General features: G+C 62.3%; 13 protein-coding genes. 8 read left to right on the top strand and 5 right to left on the bottom strand.

Annotation, left to right across the window (positions count from 1 at the left end; translation table 11 throughout):
• Nucleotides 1-133 precede the first annotated feature (133 nt).
• On the top strand, nucleotides 134-1,384 hold the full coding sequence (locus ACZ5C7_RS21530) for a helix-turn-helix transcriptional regulator (RefSeq protein ID WP_464378305.1): 1,251 nt from the start codon (nucleotides 134-136) through the stop codon (nucleotides 1,382-1,384).
• A 197-nt stretch (nucleotides 1,385-1,581) separates the two neighbouring features.
• On the opposite strand, the gene ACZ5C7_RS21525 is transcribed toward ACZ5C7_RS21530, so the two are convergent.
• Together ACZ5C7_RS21525 and ACZ5C7_RS21520 are read right to left on the bottom strand one after the other, a co-directional pair.
• Nucleotides 1,582-2,577, bottom strand: a complete 996-nt coding sequence (locus tag ACZ5C7_RS21525; protein ID WP_464378304.1) for a DUF8061 domain-containing protein — start codon at nucleotides 2,575-2,577, stop codon at nucleotides 1,582-1,584.
• A 123-nt stretch (nucleotides 2,578-2,700) separates the two neighbouring features.
• Complete coding sequence (locus tag ACZ5C7_RS21520) at nucleotides 2,701-3,261, bottom strand: cysteine hydrolase family protein (RefSeq protein WP_464378303.1); 561 nt, start codon at nucleotides 3,259-3,261, stop codon at nucleotides 2,701-2,703.
• Nucleotides 3,262-3,461: 200 nt separating this feature from the next.
• On the opposite strand from ACZ5C7_RS21520, the gene ACZ5C7_RS21515 reads away from it, so the two are divergent.
• Nucleotides 3,462-4,562, top strand: coding sequence for a DUF373 family protein (locus ACZ5C7_RS21515; RefSeq protein ID WP_464378302.1), 1,101 nt, complete (start codon nucleotides 3,462-3,464; stop codon nucleotides 4,560-4,562).
• Nucleotides 4,563-4,630: 68 nt separating this feature from the next.
• Entirely contained in the window at nucleotides 4,631-5,110 is a 480-nt protein-coding gene (locus ACZ5C7_RS21510) for a cupin domain-containing protein (protein ID WP_464378301.1), read from the top strand.
• Between the two features lie 27 nt (nucleotides 5,111-5,137).
• Here the strand turns inward: ACZ5C7_RS21510 and ACZ5C7_RS21505 are convergent, their stop codons facing one another.
• From ACZ5C7_RS21505 to ACZ5C7_RS21495, 3 genes are all read right to left on the bottom strand, one after another.
• Nucleotides 5,138-5,980 (bottom strand): polyprenyl synthetase family protein, encoded by an 843-nt coding sequence (locus tag ACZ5C7_RS21505; RefSeq protein WP_464378300.1) that lies wholly within the window; start codon nucleotides 5,978-5,980, stop codon nucleotides 5,138-5,140.
• A 353-nt stretch (nucleotides 5,981-6,333) separates the two neighbouring features.
• Nucleotides 6,334-7,290, bottom strand: coding sequence for an electron transfer flavoprotein subunit alpha/FixB family protein (locus tag ACZ5C7_RS21500; RefSeq protein WP_464378299.1), 957 nt, complete (start codon nucleotides 7,288-7,290; stop codon nucleotides 6,334-6,336).
• The gene (locus tag ACZ5C7_RS21495; protein ID WP_464378298.1) at nucleotides 7,287-8,078 is read right to left on the bottom strand and encodes an electron transfer flavoprotein subunit beta/FixA family protein; all 792 of its coding nucleotides are present in this window, start codon (nucleotides 8,076-8,078) and stop codon (nucleotides 7,287-7,289) included. Before ACZ5C7_RS21495 ends, ACZ5C7_RS21500 begins: the two co-directional genes overlap by 4 nt.
• Before the next feature lie 245 nt (nucleotides 8,079-8,323).
• Here ACZ5C7_RS21495 and ACZ5C7_RS21490 point away from each other — a divergent pair, with 245 nt between their 5' ends.
• The 5 genes from ACZ5C7_RS21490 to ACZ5C7_RS21470 all read left to right on the top strand — a co-directional run bounded on the left by ACZ5C7_RS21490 (nucleotide 8,324) and on the right by ACZ5C7_RS21470 (nucleotide 13,583).
• Nucleotides 8,324-8,809: a TRAM domain-containing protein gene (locus ACZ5C7_RS21490; RefSeq protein WP_464378297.1), complete on the top strand. Its 486-nt coding sequence runs from the start codon at nucleotides 8,324-8,326 to the stop codon at nucleotides 8,807-8,809.
• A gap of 195 nt (nucleotides 8,810-9,004) precedes the next feature.
• On the top strand, nucleotides 9,005-9,463 hold the full coding sequence (locus ACZ5C7_RS21485) for a Tfx family DNA-binding protein (RefSeq protein WP_464378296.1): 459 nt from the start codon (nucleotides 9,005-9,007) through the stop codon (nucleotides 9,461-9,463).
• A gap of 90 nt (nucleotides 9,464-9,553) precedes the next feature.
• Nucleotides 9,554-10,357 (top strand): SDR family oxidoreductase, encoded by an 804-nt coding sequence (locus ACZ5C7_RS21480; RefSeq protein ID WP_464378295.1) that lies wholly within the window; start codon nucleotides 9,554-9,556, stop codon nucleotides 10,355-10,357.
• 85 nt (nucleotides 10,358-10,442) lie between these two features.
• The gene (locus tag ACZ5C7_RS21475) at nucleotides 10,443-11,717 is read left to right on the top strand and encodes a molybdopterin molybdotransferase MoeA (protein WP_464378294.1); all 1,275 of its coding nucleotides are present in this window, start codon (nucleotides 10,443-10,445) and stop codon (nucleotides 11,715-11,717) included.
• Between the two features lie 300 nt (nucleotides 11,718-12,017).
• Nucleotides 12,018-13,583, top strand: a complete 1,566-nt coding sequence (locus tag ACZ5C7_RS21470; RefSeq protein ID WP_464378293.1) for an HTTM domain-containing protein — start codon at nucleotides 12,018-12,020, stop codon at nucleotides 13,581-13,583.
• The last annotated feature ends 2 nt before the right edge of the window (nucleotides 13,584-13,585 follow it).

Raw genomic sequence — 13,585 nt, 5'->3', positions numbered from 1 at the left:
ACAAAAATGAGTCGACAAGTGACGATCGATAGTAATCGCGAACTACCAGTAGCGTGCGAACGCAGCCGGCGAAGTAATGAGTAATTTTCCGATGGAAAGTGTTTTTTCCCCTGGGAAACCACCGGTTGTACGTATGCGGTTATCGACCGCCTTCACGCTTGCCCTCACAGTCCTCCTCGTTACGTCGACGCTCGGAGCGGTGGCTGCCTCCCCTTTCACGTCCACTCCGACGATGGACGATCGATCCGCCGTTTCCTCTCCTCCCGCGCCGAACGTTCAACATTCGGACAGTAGTTTCGGATCCTCGGATCCGAAACAGGTCTTTACCATCAATATAACGGAGTCCGGAGCTGCCGAGTGGACCGTCGAAAGTCGCTTCGTTCTGGAAGACGACGACGAGGCCGAACAGTTTATGGAGTTTGCTACCGATCGGGTCTCCAACGACGACTACCCCATAACGGCGTTCGATCAGGCCAGAGCAAACGCCGAGCAGGCGGTCGATCGAGAGATGTCGATTGAGGACGACCAGTGGAACGAGCCCCGTACCGAAGCACCGACCGAAGACGAACATGACACGATCGAGTCCAACGACGACCTCGACGTCGAAGACGCGAGAATCGGGGTCATCTCCTATTCGTTTACGTGGACGAATTTCGGCCACGTCGACGGTGATCGTATTTACGTCGACGACGTGTTCCACAACGACAACGGTAATCTTCTCCCCTTCCTTAACAGCAACCAACAGCTCGTCGTTCAGGTCCCGCCAAATTACGAGGGAGCGACGCCGGGCGGGGATGACGGGGTTTACGTCTGGACCGGTCCCATGGAGTTAGACCACGAACCCGACCTCGTCTTCCTGTCGTCGGGTGAATCAAGCGGTGGTGGCTTCAACATCGGATGGATCGGGAGCGGGCTGATACTGTTCGCGCTCGCATTCGGTGTCGGCGGTTATCTCCTTGCCCAGCGGCGTGCGGATCTCGAGCGGGTTTCCAAACGCGTTCCTGGGGTTTCACTGCCGGGAACAGGAGACGGTCCGGATAGTGACGCAGGTGCGGAGACCAACTCTCTTTCGGCGACGGGGTCGGTACCGCCAGCCGGCGATATCTCGGCTTCTGACGGCCGTCGAGACGCCGAACTCGAGTTCGATGAAGTCGAGGATGTGGATCCCTCGCTGTTGAGTGACGAAGAACGCGTCCACAGAATGCTCAGCGATAACGGCGGTCGAATGAAACAGGCGACGATCGTCAAAGAAACCGGGTGGTCGAACGCCAAGGTTTCCCAACTGCTCTCGAAGATGGACGACGACGAGGAGATCGAGAAACTCCGAATCGGTCGCGAGAACCTGATCACGCATCCCGAGGTCGACCCGACCGAGATCGACTGATGGGGGGCTGTCGATTCTGACGGAATGTGGCGACCGATTACGAGTACCTGATTTCGTAATAGAACCCTGCACTCTCCCGTAAGCGGTGTCTAACACAACCGTCGATAAAAGCCCTCCACTCACCGGTCGCTCGCGGTACAGACGGTACGGTATGGGATGAGCAGGCGCAAGACTTCGTCTTCAGGGTGGGGAGGATATCAAGCGAGCGGCGTCCGTTCGACTACTTGCCCGTCGTAGGTCGGATACTGCTCGACGATTTCTCCGTCCTCGAGATCGCCTTCTTCGATCATCTCCTCTAAGAGCCACCAGGCGATCTCGACGTGGTTCGTCTTGACGCTGTAGAACTCCTCGGGGACGCCGAGATCCGCGAACCGGTCCGGCTCGGCGTACGTTTTTCCGTAGACGAGGGTTCCGTCGTCGGTCACGTCGTCGAACTCCCGGCGGACGTTTCGGGCGGATCGCTTGAGGCGACGGCGGTGCTGGGCGGCGTCTTTGAACACGGAGGTACAGAAGTAGGTCCGCTCGTGGTCGCCCATCACGTCGAGGATCTTCTCGCGGTCGTTGTCGACCGCGCTCATGTGGTCTTCCTTGAGATCGTATCCCTCTTCTTGCATCCGGCGGAAGTTCCCGTCGCTCATCTCGAACTCGTTGATGTTACAGAACTCCGCCGCGCCTTCGTCGAGGAACTCGAGGAACTCCGGTTCGGGTCGGATCCCCGGTATCTCGAAGGCGGGTGTCAGTCCCTCTTCACGCGCGATATGGAGAATATCCTCCCACTCGGTGCCGTGGAGGTCGCCCCACTGCTCGAGCGGCGGGTGGAACCGTATCTCGTCGAGACCCGCCTCGGAGAGTCGTCGCATGTTCTCTCGCCCGCCCGTAATACCGGTGTAGAGGTGGGTGTGATGGTCCTCGCCGAATTCGTCTTTGAGCAACTCGAGGTAGTGACAGGTGCGCTCTAAGGCCTCCTGTGGTTCCCCGCCGGTGATCGACGTTCCGAGTGCGTCCATCCGGTGGGCCTCGGTGAGGACGTCCTCGTCGTCCTCGACGAGCCGTTCGTTCGCGTAAACGTCCGTGACGTTCTTGCGGTTCTCGCCGAGCGGGCAGTAAAAGCAGTCGCGCTGGTCGCAATAACCGTAGACGAACAGCACCATCTTGCCGCCTTTCGCACACTGCTCACAGCCCTTCGAAATCATTCAACTTTTCATAGCGTCTCGAGGGTCAAAAGCCGTGCGAAACGCGCGGTGGGTGTGGTATCTTCCCACGCAGATAGCCGCTTTCGGTCGAATTTCGGTCCGCTCCGTCTCCCTGATCCCTTTTCAGTCGACGAGCGCTTCGGTTTCGAGGATCGTCGCGAACTCGCCTCGAAGGTGCGCCAGCGCGTGTTTGTGTGTCGTCTCGGCGTCGAAGACCGTTCCATCGGCCCCCTCGCGGTCGAACGTCGCGGTGGCGTCCGCGACGACGATCGGATCGAAGCCGCGGTTCTCGGCCATCCGAGTCGTCGTCGACACGCAGTGGTCGGTCGTAAACCCACAGCAGACGATCGTCTCGATACCGCGCTCTCGAAGCCACGACTCGAGATCCGTCCCGATGAACGCGCCGTTGACCCGCTTTTCGACGACCGGTTCTCCTTCGCGGGGTTCACCCACGGGTTTGAACGCGTTGCCGGATTCGTCCGGTCGAAGCGGCGACTCGGGTTCGGTCGAGCAGTGTTTGACGTGAACGATCGGCTGTCCGACTTCGCGCCACCTCGAGCGCAACTCGCCGATCCTCGCCTCGGCATCGGGGTTGTTCCGCTCGCCGTAGACGGGATCGTCGAACCCCCGTTGGACGTCGATGAGAACGAGCGCGACCGGCTGGTCGCTCGCAAACAGGTTCATATCTACCCTTTGTGGGTCAGCGAATTGAACGCTTCGACCGCCGTTCGGTCCGTTATCCGGCGACACCGCTCTTCGCCCATCGATACGTTCTGGAAACCGATCGGCAAGCCGGTTCCCGTCGGCCACTGCTTGGTTGACTCCGACCTGTCAACCGACCACACCCCGAAGATGGAAATACCACGCTCCCGTACCTTGAGGCGATGCTGTTGGTCCTGTGTGTCGATCTCGACGACGATCTCGGCCGCAAGACCGGCTTTTCCACGCCAGTTATCGGCCGCGAACCGGTCGAGGAAGCGGCCGTCGCGCTGGCGACCGCGGACCCCGAGGATTCGGACGTGAACGTGATTTTTCAGGGTATCCACGTTTACGACGACCTTGCCGAACGCGACGAAAGCGTCGAGGTCGCGGTCGTAACGGGCAACGACGGCGGCGACGTCGACGCGAACCGGGAGGTCGGCGACGAGGTCGATACCGTCCTCGCGAGCCTTTCGACCGCCGAAGATGTCACGACGCTTGTCATCACCGACGGCGCACAGGACGAATCCGTTATCCCGATCATCCGCTCGAGGGTCCCGATCGACGGCGTTCGGCGAGTCGTCGTCCGGCAGGCCCAAAACCTCGAGTCGATGTATTACACGATCAAGCAGGTACTGAACGACCCCGAGACGCGCGGGACCGTCCTGATTCCGATCGGGATCCTCCTGCTCATCTACCCGCTCGCACTGATCGGCGCGCTCCTCGAGTTGCCGGGGCTCGTCCTCGGCGTCACCTCGACGTTGCTCGGGCTCTATCTCATCTCGAGGGGGATCGGTCTGGGCGAGTACCTCGACGCGACCGTCGAGTACGGGCGCAGGTCGCTGTACGCGGGTCGGACGACCCTGCTCGCCTACGTCGTCGCGGCCGCGCTGTTCGTCCTCGGCGGCGTCAGCGGCGTCAACATGCTCGAGGACACTCGGGCCTCGATGTCGGGCGAGCTCGGAATCCCCATGATGCTCGCCGCGCTGGTCTACGGCTCGGTCCAGTGGTTTGCGGCCGCGGGCGTGACGACCAGTCTCGGTCAGATCACCGACGAGTACATCGCCGGTCGCCTCGAGTGGCGATACCTCAACGCGCCGTTTTACGTGATCGCCATCGCAGTCGTCCTCTACGCGGTGAGCGGGTTCTTCCTCGACGAGTTCGGGATTACCACGCTCGCGACCGCGCTCACGGCTGGAACGTTGCTCGGAATCGTGAGTACGCTCGCCTTTGCGGTCGCGGAATCTCGGTTCTCGGAGGGATCGCGGCGGGCCGACAGCGCGTAGGAACCCGAGGTGCCGGCGCGAACGCGAATCACAAAAAACTATTTTCTCCCCCCTTCTGTACGTGGGCTATGGCTCCGGTTAATCGAGACGATCTCGAGTGGACGGAACTGAATCAGGGGGCGATGAACGCCCAACGAAAACAGTTGGGCGAGGCCGTAGACGGCGACCAACTCGGATGTAGCCTCTACGAAATTCCGTCCGGGAACGAGTCGTGGCCGTATCACTACCACACCGCGAACGAAGAAGCGATGTACGTACTCGCGGGAACCGGAACGCTTCGGCTCGCCGATGAAACGTACGACCTCGAGGACGGCGATTACGTCTCGTTTCCGGCCGACGAAACGGGCGGACACAAGGTGATCAACGATTCGGATGATACCCTCCGGTACCTTCTGTTCTCGACGATGAACGAACCCGACGTCTCCGTCTATCCCGACTCGGAAAAACTCGGCGTGTTCGTCGGCGCACCGCCGGGCGGACGCGAGGAACGGTCCGTTCATGGGTACTATCCGATGGACGGGGATGTCGACTACTGGCAAGAAGAGTGACCCTAACGCTCGCGGAAGAGACAGCGACTATCGCTCCCGCTCGACGACGAACTCCGCTAACTCGAGCAGGTAGTCTCGAGCCTCCGTATCGACGGCGTCGACGGTTCCCAGCGCGTCGATCGCTCGATCAGCTTCCGTGCGTGCTCGCTTGTTCGCTTCCTCGGGTGTCAGGTCGGTCACCTGTACGACGGAGGGGCGCTCGAGGGCGGCGTCGTGGCCCGTCGGTTTGCCGAGCGCTGACGCGTCGGCCGTGGCGTCTAACACGTCGTCTCTGATCTGGAAGGCGACGCCGACGCGTTCGGCGTACTCCCCGAGCGCTTCGACCGTGAACGGATCGGAGTCCGCCGCGATCGCGCCGAGTTCGGCAGCGGCACGAAACAGTGCGCCGGTTTTTCGCCGTGCCAGGGTCATGTACTCAGCTTCGTTCGAGGGCTGCGAGGAGAGTTCGGTCGCCTCGCCGACGCCGAGTTCGACCATCGACTCGGCGACGACCTGCGTGGCTTTCGGATCCGCCGAAAAGAGTGCGAACGCCTCGCCGAGCAGCCCGTCGCTGGTGATGATTGCAGGCCCGTGCCCGAACTCCGCCCAGGCGCTGGTCGTTCCTCGGCGGAGCTCAGAGCGATCGATGATATCGTCGATCACGAGCGACGCGCTGTGGACGAGTTCGATCCCGACGCCGAAATCGACGGCGTCCGTCCGGTCGCCGCCGACCGTTTCACACGCCAGTATCGTCACCATCGGCCGCACTCGCTTCCCCCCCGAGAGCGTCACGTGGCGAACTTCCGAACTGAGCGTCTCCGGGTCGACACCGTCGACGACCTCGACGAGACGCTCCTCAATTAGCGCCCGGCGGCGCTCGAGAAGTTCCATTGCCAGCGCTTCGGACGGGGGAAAAAAGTACGTGACGGTTACGGATGAAGGTGTTCGGTTTCTCGAGACTGTTCGTACGAGTTCGCAAGCGACCGGACGGTGAAAATAGCGCTCGTTTCTCGCGGATTTTCGCTCGTTCGCTAGCCCGTGATTCTCGTTTCGTTCAACCCACGCAGCTCACGGGCGTTCGCCCGTTCGCTAGCCCGTGATTCTCGTTTCGTTCAACCCACGCAGCTCACGGGCGTTCGCCCGTTCGCTATACCGTGATTCTCGCTTCGCTCGAATCACGCTGCTCGCGGGTCGTCCCTCCCCGCTCGCTATATCGTGGTTCTCGCTTTGCGAGAACCACGCAACTACTCAAACTCTTCGGTCAACGCCGGCACGACGTCGAAGAGGTCGTCGTAGATCGCGTAGTCCGCGATGTCCATGATCGGCGCGTTCTCGTCGGTGTTGATCGCGACGATCGTGTCCGAGCCTTTCATCCCGGCGACGTGCTGGACAGCCCCGGAGATACCGATCGCGATGTAGACGTCGGGCGTGACGACCTTGCCGGACTGGCCGACCTGACGATTCTTCGGGAGCCAGCCGTTGTCGACGATCGGTCGCGACGAGGACAGCGTCGCGTCGAGTGCGTCCGCGAGATCGCGGATGATGTCGAGGTTCTCTTCTTCCTCGATCCCGCGGCCGATCGAGACCAGCACGTCGGCCTCGCTGATGTCGACGTCGCCGCCGCCGACTTCCTCGAAGCCGTTGACGCTCGAGCCGACCGCGTCCTCGTCGATATCGGCGTCGAAGGCTTCGATCGAAGCGTCGCCGGTACCCTCTGCGGTGGGCCACTCGGCGCTTCGGATGGTGACGAGGGCCGAGCCCGAGTCGACCTCGACGGTCGTTTCGACCTTGCCGCCGTACATTTCGCGGTTTGCGACCAGCGTCTCGCCGTCGGTCTCGAGCCCGACGGTGTCGGTGACGATCGGGAGATCGAGTTCGTTCGCGACGGATGGCGCGTAGTCGAGGCCGTTGACGCTGTTGGGTGCGAGAACGAACTGCGGTCCGCACTCGTCGTAGAGCTGCGTGATAACCTGCGTGTAGACGTCGTGGTTGAACTCCTCGCCGTGGGAGACGGTGTGGATGACGTCGACACCCTCGCGGTTTGCCTTCTCGGCGAAGTCGTCGACGGTGCCGCTGATGATGGCGAGGTGGAGTTCGCCGCCGGTCTGGTCGGCGAGCTCTCGGCCCGCGGTGATGATCTCGTAGCTGACGTCCCGGAGTTCGCCGCGTCGGTGGTCGGCGATGGCGAGGATATCCGTCATGGTGCCACCCCCTTCTCGCGAAGGAGATCAGCGAGCTGTCCGGCGGTGTCGTCGGCACCGCCCTCGAAGACAGTGACGTCGCTCTCGGTCTCCGGCTCGTACATCTCGGTCAGTGTCAGATCGCCCTCGACGACGCCCTCGTCGATGCCGAGGTCGGCGAGGCTCTGCACGTCGAGTTCCTTGCGCTGGGCCTGTCGGATGCCCCGGAGGCTCGCGTATCGGGGCTCGTTGATCCCGGTCTGGATCGTCAGGACCGCTGGCAGTTCGATATCCGTCAACTCCTCGACGCCGCCCTCGAGTTCGCGTCGAACCGAGGCGGTGCCGTCCTCGAAGTCGTGCTTGAGATCGTTGACGACGGCCCCCCACTGGAAGCCGAGGTCGGCGGCCAGGGAGACGCCCGTGGCACCGAAGCTATCGTCGCCGGATTGGACGCCGGAGAGGACGAGATCCGGATCTTCTTCCTCGACGACGGCTCGGAGGATATCCGTCTTTGCGCCGACATCGAGCAGGTCGACGCCCTCGAGTGACTCGTCCCAGACGCGGACGGCGCGGTCGGCACCCTTCGCGAGAGCCTGTCGGATGGTCTGTTCGCAGTCTTCGGGGCCGATCGTGACCGCGACGACTTCGTCGGCGACGCCGTCCTCCTGAAGCTGGACGGCCTCTTCGATGGCGTAGTCGTCCCATTCGTTGAGATCGGCACCGAGGTACTGGTCGGCGATCGACGTACCGTCGATGTCGAACTCGTCTTCGACGGTCGCGACTTCTTTGACCGTAACGAGAATCTTCATCATTGTTTCGTGCGTTGCCATCCCCGTAAACGTTTTCGAAACCCTGTTTCATACACAAACAGTTGTCTCGATATCTTTTCGCGGGGACGGCGAGAGTCGCCGATCGACCGCGTTAATCGAAACCGTTCTACGTTTCGGCGGCTCGATTTCGAGTAATTCGACGGGAAACACAGGAGTTCGACGTCGAGAGTAAACGTCGTTTCCAAGACGCAAGCGGTTTAACGCCGCCGCTGATAGGGAATCATATGGCAGACTGTCCACTTGCCGACGACTGTCCGAACTTCTCGGAGCGGATTTCGGGCATGGGGTGTCAACACCACGGTGATCGTGGTGGAAAGGAGTGGTGTCAACACTACAACCAGCCGATCGACGATCTGAAAAGTCAACCGATCAAACGCGGGGAAGAGGTAGTCGTCGACATCGTCGACATGCACGAAAGCGGTGCCGGTGTCGGACGAACCGAGGACGGCTTCATCGTGATGGTCGACGGCGTACTCCCCGAGGCTCGTTCTCGAGTCGAAATCCAGCGCGTCCACAGCAGCCACGCTCGGGCCGAGGAGATCGAACGGCTTCCGATGGAGACGGACGACGACGAGTCGGACAACGATGAGTCGAACGGAGACGACGGTGAACGCGCCGATGACGCGAACGACGAGACGACCGACGACAACCGCAGTGGGCAGACGGAGCGAGAGCGACTCGGGAGTCGCGACAACTTCTGGGGCTCGTAACGCTTTCGCAGTGAAGTCGTTCGTCGTGGACAGTCGCTTCCAAAGGACAGTTCTCGGATATCGATCGTTCTCTTTTCCAGTCGCGTATCTACCGACTCAGATTTAGAGACTTGGTTCAACCGTAGACGCTTTGATCCTACCGCATCGATGTTGGGACATGAACACGCTCACGGACCTGATCGGGGGACGATCGTCGTGATAGACGATATCGAGGAGCTGCTCGAGGATATCGGGTTCGAGTCCGAGACGAGCGTTCTGACCCAGAGACAGGCCCAGATTCTCGCCCTTCGGGAGCGAGACGTTTCTCAGGCCGACATCGCCGACGCGCTGGGTACCTCGCGGGCGAACGTCTCGTCGATCGAGTCGAGCGCTCGAGAGAACCTCGAGAAGGCTCGAGAAACGGTTGCCTTCGCGGAGGCGCTTCGAGCGCCGGTACGGGTACGAGTCCCGTCCGGAACGGATCTGTACGACGTGCCACAGCTGGTCTATGATGCGTGTGACGAAAACGGTGTCAAGGTCGATCACACCGCTCCCGACCTGATGAAGGTCGTCAGCGACGCGGCCGGGCCGGCGGTCAAAGGGCGAAAGATTTCGACGCCGCTCATCGTCGGCGTGACCTCGAACGGCCTCGTTCGGGTCCGACACCGGGAATAATCTGTTCGCTACCCTTTTGGGCTGCGCCCCTTCGATTGCGCTCGATCGGCTTCCCTGAAGCCTTTGTCCTCCCACCTCGTTTGCCCCCGCATGGATCTGGACGTAGACGGTAACGCAGCACTGGTAACGGCATCCTCGAGCGGTCTCGGACTCGCGAGCGCAACGGCGCTGGCGGAAGAAGGCGCGAACGTCGCTATCTGTAGCCGCACCGAGGAGAAACTCGAGAGCGCCAAAGAGTCGATCGAGGACGCCTGCGAGTCGGCGGACGGGCCGACCGGAGACGTGCTCGCGGTGCAGGCAGATCTCACGTCGCCCGAGGACATTGCGAATCTCGTCGAGGAGACCGTCGACGCGTTCGGCGGGCTCGACCACCTGGTAACCTCTTCCGGCGGCCCGCCGAGTGCGACGTTCCTCGAGACCGAGCAGAAAGACTGGTACCAGGCTTACGACCTACTCGTGATGAGCGTCGTCTGGACGATCGAGGAGGCCCATCCCCACCTCCTCGAGTCCGAACACGGCACGATCACCTCGATCACGTCCCGGACGGTCCAGGAGGTCGCGGACGGCCTCCTGCTCTCGAACTCGGTTCGCCGCGGCGTGATCGGACTCATCAAAACGGTTTCTCGGGAGTTCGCGCCCGAAATCCGGGCCAACGCCGTGCTTCCGGGAACCATCGAGACGCCCCGGATCGAGGAACTGATCGAATCCGGCATCGAGGGCGGAACGTACGAAAATTACGAGGCGGGACTCGCCGACCTCTCCGACGGGATTCCGGTGAACCGGATCGGCCAGCCCGAAGAGCTCGGCGAGACCGTCGCGTATCTCTCGAGTCCACGCGCGAGTTACGTCAACGGGGCCGAGATCCCGATCGACGGCGGCTTGCTCCGGAGCTAAGCGCTTTTTCGAGGCCTCGGTAGCCCCACGAAACGCGACGGGACGGTCCCGCACGTTTTTCCCCTCCGCCCGCACGTTTTCGAGTATGAAAGGTGCCGACCACGATCGAACCGAAGCGGGGTTCAAGGTACGCACGCCCGTCGACGAGGCGCGCGCCGTTTTGAAAGACGCACTCGAGTTCGACGAGCGCGAACCCGATACCGAAGCGCTCCCCATCGAACAGGCCAGCGGACGCGTGATCGCCCAGTCGGTGACGGCGTCGCGAAACGTCCCGCATTACCAGCGCGCGGCGATGGACGGGTACGCGGTCCGTGCGGCGGACACGTTCGGAGCCAGCGACCGGTCTCCCGCCGTTCTCCGGGTCGCCGACGACGAGTCGGTCGCCCCCGAAACCGCCGTCCGAGTTCACACGGGAAGTTCGCTCCCCGACGGGAGCGACGCCGTCGTGATGATCGAACACGTCGAGGAGTTCGACGCCACGGACGAACTCGAGGTCGCCGACGCGGTCGCCGAAGGGGAAAACGTCGCGCCGGTGGGCGAAGACGTCGAATCGGGGCAGGTGCTTTACGAACCGGGACACCGACTCAGGCCGTCGGATCTGGGCCTGCTCAAATCCGTCGGACTCGCGCGCGTCGAAGTGGCCAAGGAACCTCGAGTCGGCGTGGTCCCGACAGGCGAGGAACTCGTCCAGCACGACCCGGATCCCGGCGAGGTCATCGAAACCAACGGCCTCACCGTCTCGAGGCTGGTCGAAGGCTGGGGCGGACGAGCGACCTACCGGAACATCGTGACCGACGACCACGACGCGCTCCGGGCCGCCATCGAGCGAGACCTGACCAAAGACGTGGTCGTCACGACCGGCGGCTCGTCGGTCGGCGAACGCGACCTGATCCCTGAGGTAATCGACGACATCGGCGAGGTCGTCGTCCACGGCGTCGGGCTCAAACCCGGTCACCCGGTCTGTCTCGGCGTCGTCGAGGAGACCCCCGTTCTCGCCCTGCCGGGGTACCCCGTCGCCTGCATCGTCAACGCAGTTCAGTTCCTTCGCCCGGTCATCCGATGGCTCGAGGGCACCGAACCCGAGCCCCACCCGACGACGATGGCTCGACTCGATCGCAAGATACCCAGCGAACCCGCGACGCGGACCTTCGCGCGGGTCACGCTCGAGGAACGCGACGCGGACGACGCGGCGGATACGGATTCCGAGGATACCGCCCCCGGATTCGACGCAGTGCCGACGAGAGCCAGCGGTTCGGGCGTGCTCTCGAGCGTCTCGCTCGCGGACGGATGGGTCGTCGTCGACGACGATCGCGAGGGGATTCCGGCGGGCGAAACCGTCCCGGTACAGCGCTGGGAGTGACCCAAGCGAGCCGCCCTGTGCTCGAACGACACGACGTTTGGAAGGCCGCTGTCTGCCTGCGCGCGATAACTGTCTGCAGTCCTCTCTGATACGGTCGATTGGGGAATACCGTCAGAACCCCTCCTTAGCGACGCTTCTCGAGGATCGTTTGTGTACCCTGCTACACACAAAGCTTATTCCAGAGACGTACACAGAAACGATCATCTTTCCAGAATATGATCGTGATCGAACAATCGGTCGGAGTGGTCTGCACGCGGTTGGTGTGGAACCGCTCGCTCGAGTCCAGCGGGAGCGCCTAACATGGGCGTCGCGTCGAAGTTGGGTCAGGTCGGGCCGGATTCCGAACGGTACCGCCGATTTCTCACTCGACTCGAGCCGATCCGACGGCGGATTCGCTCTCGGTTCACGGTCGATACGCGCGCGCTCGCCGCCCTTCGGATTTCGCTCGGGCTCATTATTCTCGGCGATCTGCTCTACCGTGCCGGAAACATAGGGCGGTTTTACACCGACGACGGCGCGTATCCGATCGCGGCCTACGAAGGAACGTATGGTCAGGTTATCGGTTTCTCGCTTCACGCGATGTCGGGGGAGCTGTGGGTGCAACAACTGTTGTTCATCGTTGCAGGGGCGTTCGCGGTCGCGTTCGTGCTCGGCTATCGAACGAGACTGGTGGGCGTCGTTTCCTTGCTCCTATTGCTATCACTTCACGCTCGGAATCCGACGATCCTCAACGGCGCGGATCGACTACTTCGGGTCATGTTGCTGGTCGCGCTCGTGACCCCGCTGGGGGAGCGGTGGTCGATCGACGCGCTCCGTCGCGGTTCGGCTCGGATGAGTGTCCGTAGCTTCGGGACCGCCGCGATTCTCGTTCAACCGCTGATGGTGCTCTCCCAGAACGCGGTGCTCAAGTTCGAAGGCGATACCTGGTACGAGGGGGAAGCGGTCCAAATCGCGCTTTCGAACGACGTGATGACGGTCTTTCTCGGCAATCATCTCGTCTCCTATCCCGCGCTCCTCGAGGGACTGAACTGGATCTGGGTCGGGTTGCTCGCCGGTTCTGTCGTCTTCCTCCTGCTGACCGACGGGCGGTTGCGAGCGTTTTTCGCGCTCGTCTATATGGGCGCGTTCGCAGGGATGGTGACGACGATGTCGGTCGGCCTGTTCCCGTTCGTTCTCTCGGCATCCATGCTTCCGTTCCTCACGGCGCCGTTCTGGGAGACGCTCTCCCGTCTGGCGCCCGCCGCAGTGACCGACAGACGACCGACTGCGCCACAGCTCGGCCCGCTCGGCAGTCCACCCGTCGAACGCCGCCTTCTCGACGCGCTCGATCGGCGGGGCTACGAATCGAAAACGTCGTTCGTCCGGGCCTACAGCGGCGCGTTAGTGACCGTCCTCGGAGTCATTATTCTCGCTTCGATACTGTTGTACGGGACGACCTACGTGACGGGACACGACGTGCCGGACGAACTCGACTCGAGTTACCTCAACGAACAACACTGGGGATTGTACTCGCCGAATCCGTCCGAGGCCTACAGCTGGTACAGCGTCGAAGCGGAGCTCGAGTCCGGTTCCCAGGTCGACGCGTTCGGGGGTGGAAACGTCACCGCCGATCGCCCGCCGGACGCCTCTCAGGAGTACGACACCTTCCGCGATCGAAAGTTCATGGAGTCGGTTCGCGACTCGGGGCAGGGTGATTCGAACGGCGTGATCTCCCGAAGTTACGCCGAGTGGGCGTGCGAAGAGGCCAATGCGAATCACGACGAGTCGGTCGAAGCGGTGACGGTGTACCGGTTCTACCAGCCCAGTCCGATCGACAGCGAGTACGAGGATACGGGGCAACTCACCGTCATCGATCGGGAGTGTTAGCC

The sequence above is a fragment of the Halostagnicola alkaliphila genome, from assembly GCF_055379965.1.
Note: the sequence above shows the minus strand (reverse complement) of the source record. Positions and strands in the feature narration are given on the sequence as shown.

What these genes read in the sequence shown, in the direction of transcription:
- ACZ5C7_RS21530 (WP_464378305.1), top strand. Translation starts at nt 134, where the DNA reads ATGCGGTTATCGACCGCCTTCACGCTTGCCCTCACAGTCCTCCTCGTT.
- ACZ5C7_RS21525 (WP_464378304.1), bottom strand. Translation starts at nt 2,577, where the DNA reads ATGATTTCGAAGGGCTGTGAGCAGTGTGCGAAAGGCGGCAAGATGGTG.
- ACZ5C7_RS21520 (WP_464378303.1), bottom strand. Translation starts at nt 3,261, where the DNA reads ATGAACCTGTTTGCGAGCGACCAGCCGGTCGCGCTCGTTCTCATCGAC.
- ACZ5C7_RS21515 (WP_464378302.1), top strand. Translation starts at nt 3,462, where the DNA reads ATGCTGTTGGTCCTGTGTGTCGATCTCGACGACGATCTCGGCCGCAAG.
- ACZ5C7_RS21510 (WP_464378301.1), top strand. Translation starts at nt 4,631, where the DNA reads ATGGCTCCGGTTAATCGAGACGATCTCGAGTGGACGGAACTGAATCAG.
- ACZ5C7_RS21505 (WP_464378300.1), bottom strand. Translation starts at nt 5,980, where the DNA reads ATGGAACTTCTCGAGCGCCGCCGGGCGCTAATTGAGGAGCGTCTCGTC.
- ACZ5C7_RS21500 (WP_464378299.1), bottom strand. Translation starts at nt 7,290, where the DNA reads ATGACGGATATCCTCGCCATCGCCGACCACCGACGCGGCGAACTCCGG.
- ACZ5C7_RS21495 (WP_464378298.1), bottom strand. Translation starts at nt 8,078, where the DNA reads ATGAAGATTCTCGTTACGGTCAAAGAAGTCGCGACCGTCGAAGACGAG.
- ACZ5C7_RS21490 (WP_464378297.1), top strand. Translation starts at nt 8,324, where the DNA reads ATGGCAGACTGTCCACTTGCCGACGACTGTCCGAACTTCTCGGAGCGG.
- ACZ5C7_RS21480 (WP_464378295.1), top strand. Translation starts at nt 9,554, where the DNA reads ATGGATCTGGACGTAGACGGTAACGCAGCACTGGTAACGGCATCCTCG.
- ACZ5C7_RS21475 (WP_464378294.1), top strand. Translation starts at nt 10,443, where the DNA reads ATGAAAGGTGCCGACCACGATCGAACCGAAGCGGGGTTCAAGGTACGC.
- ACZ5C7_RS21470 (WP_464378293.1), top strand. Translation starts at nt 12,018, where the DNA reads ATGGGCGTCGCGTCGAAGTTGGGTCAGGTCGGGCCGGATTCCGAACGG.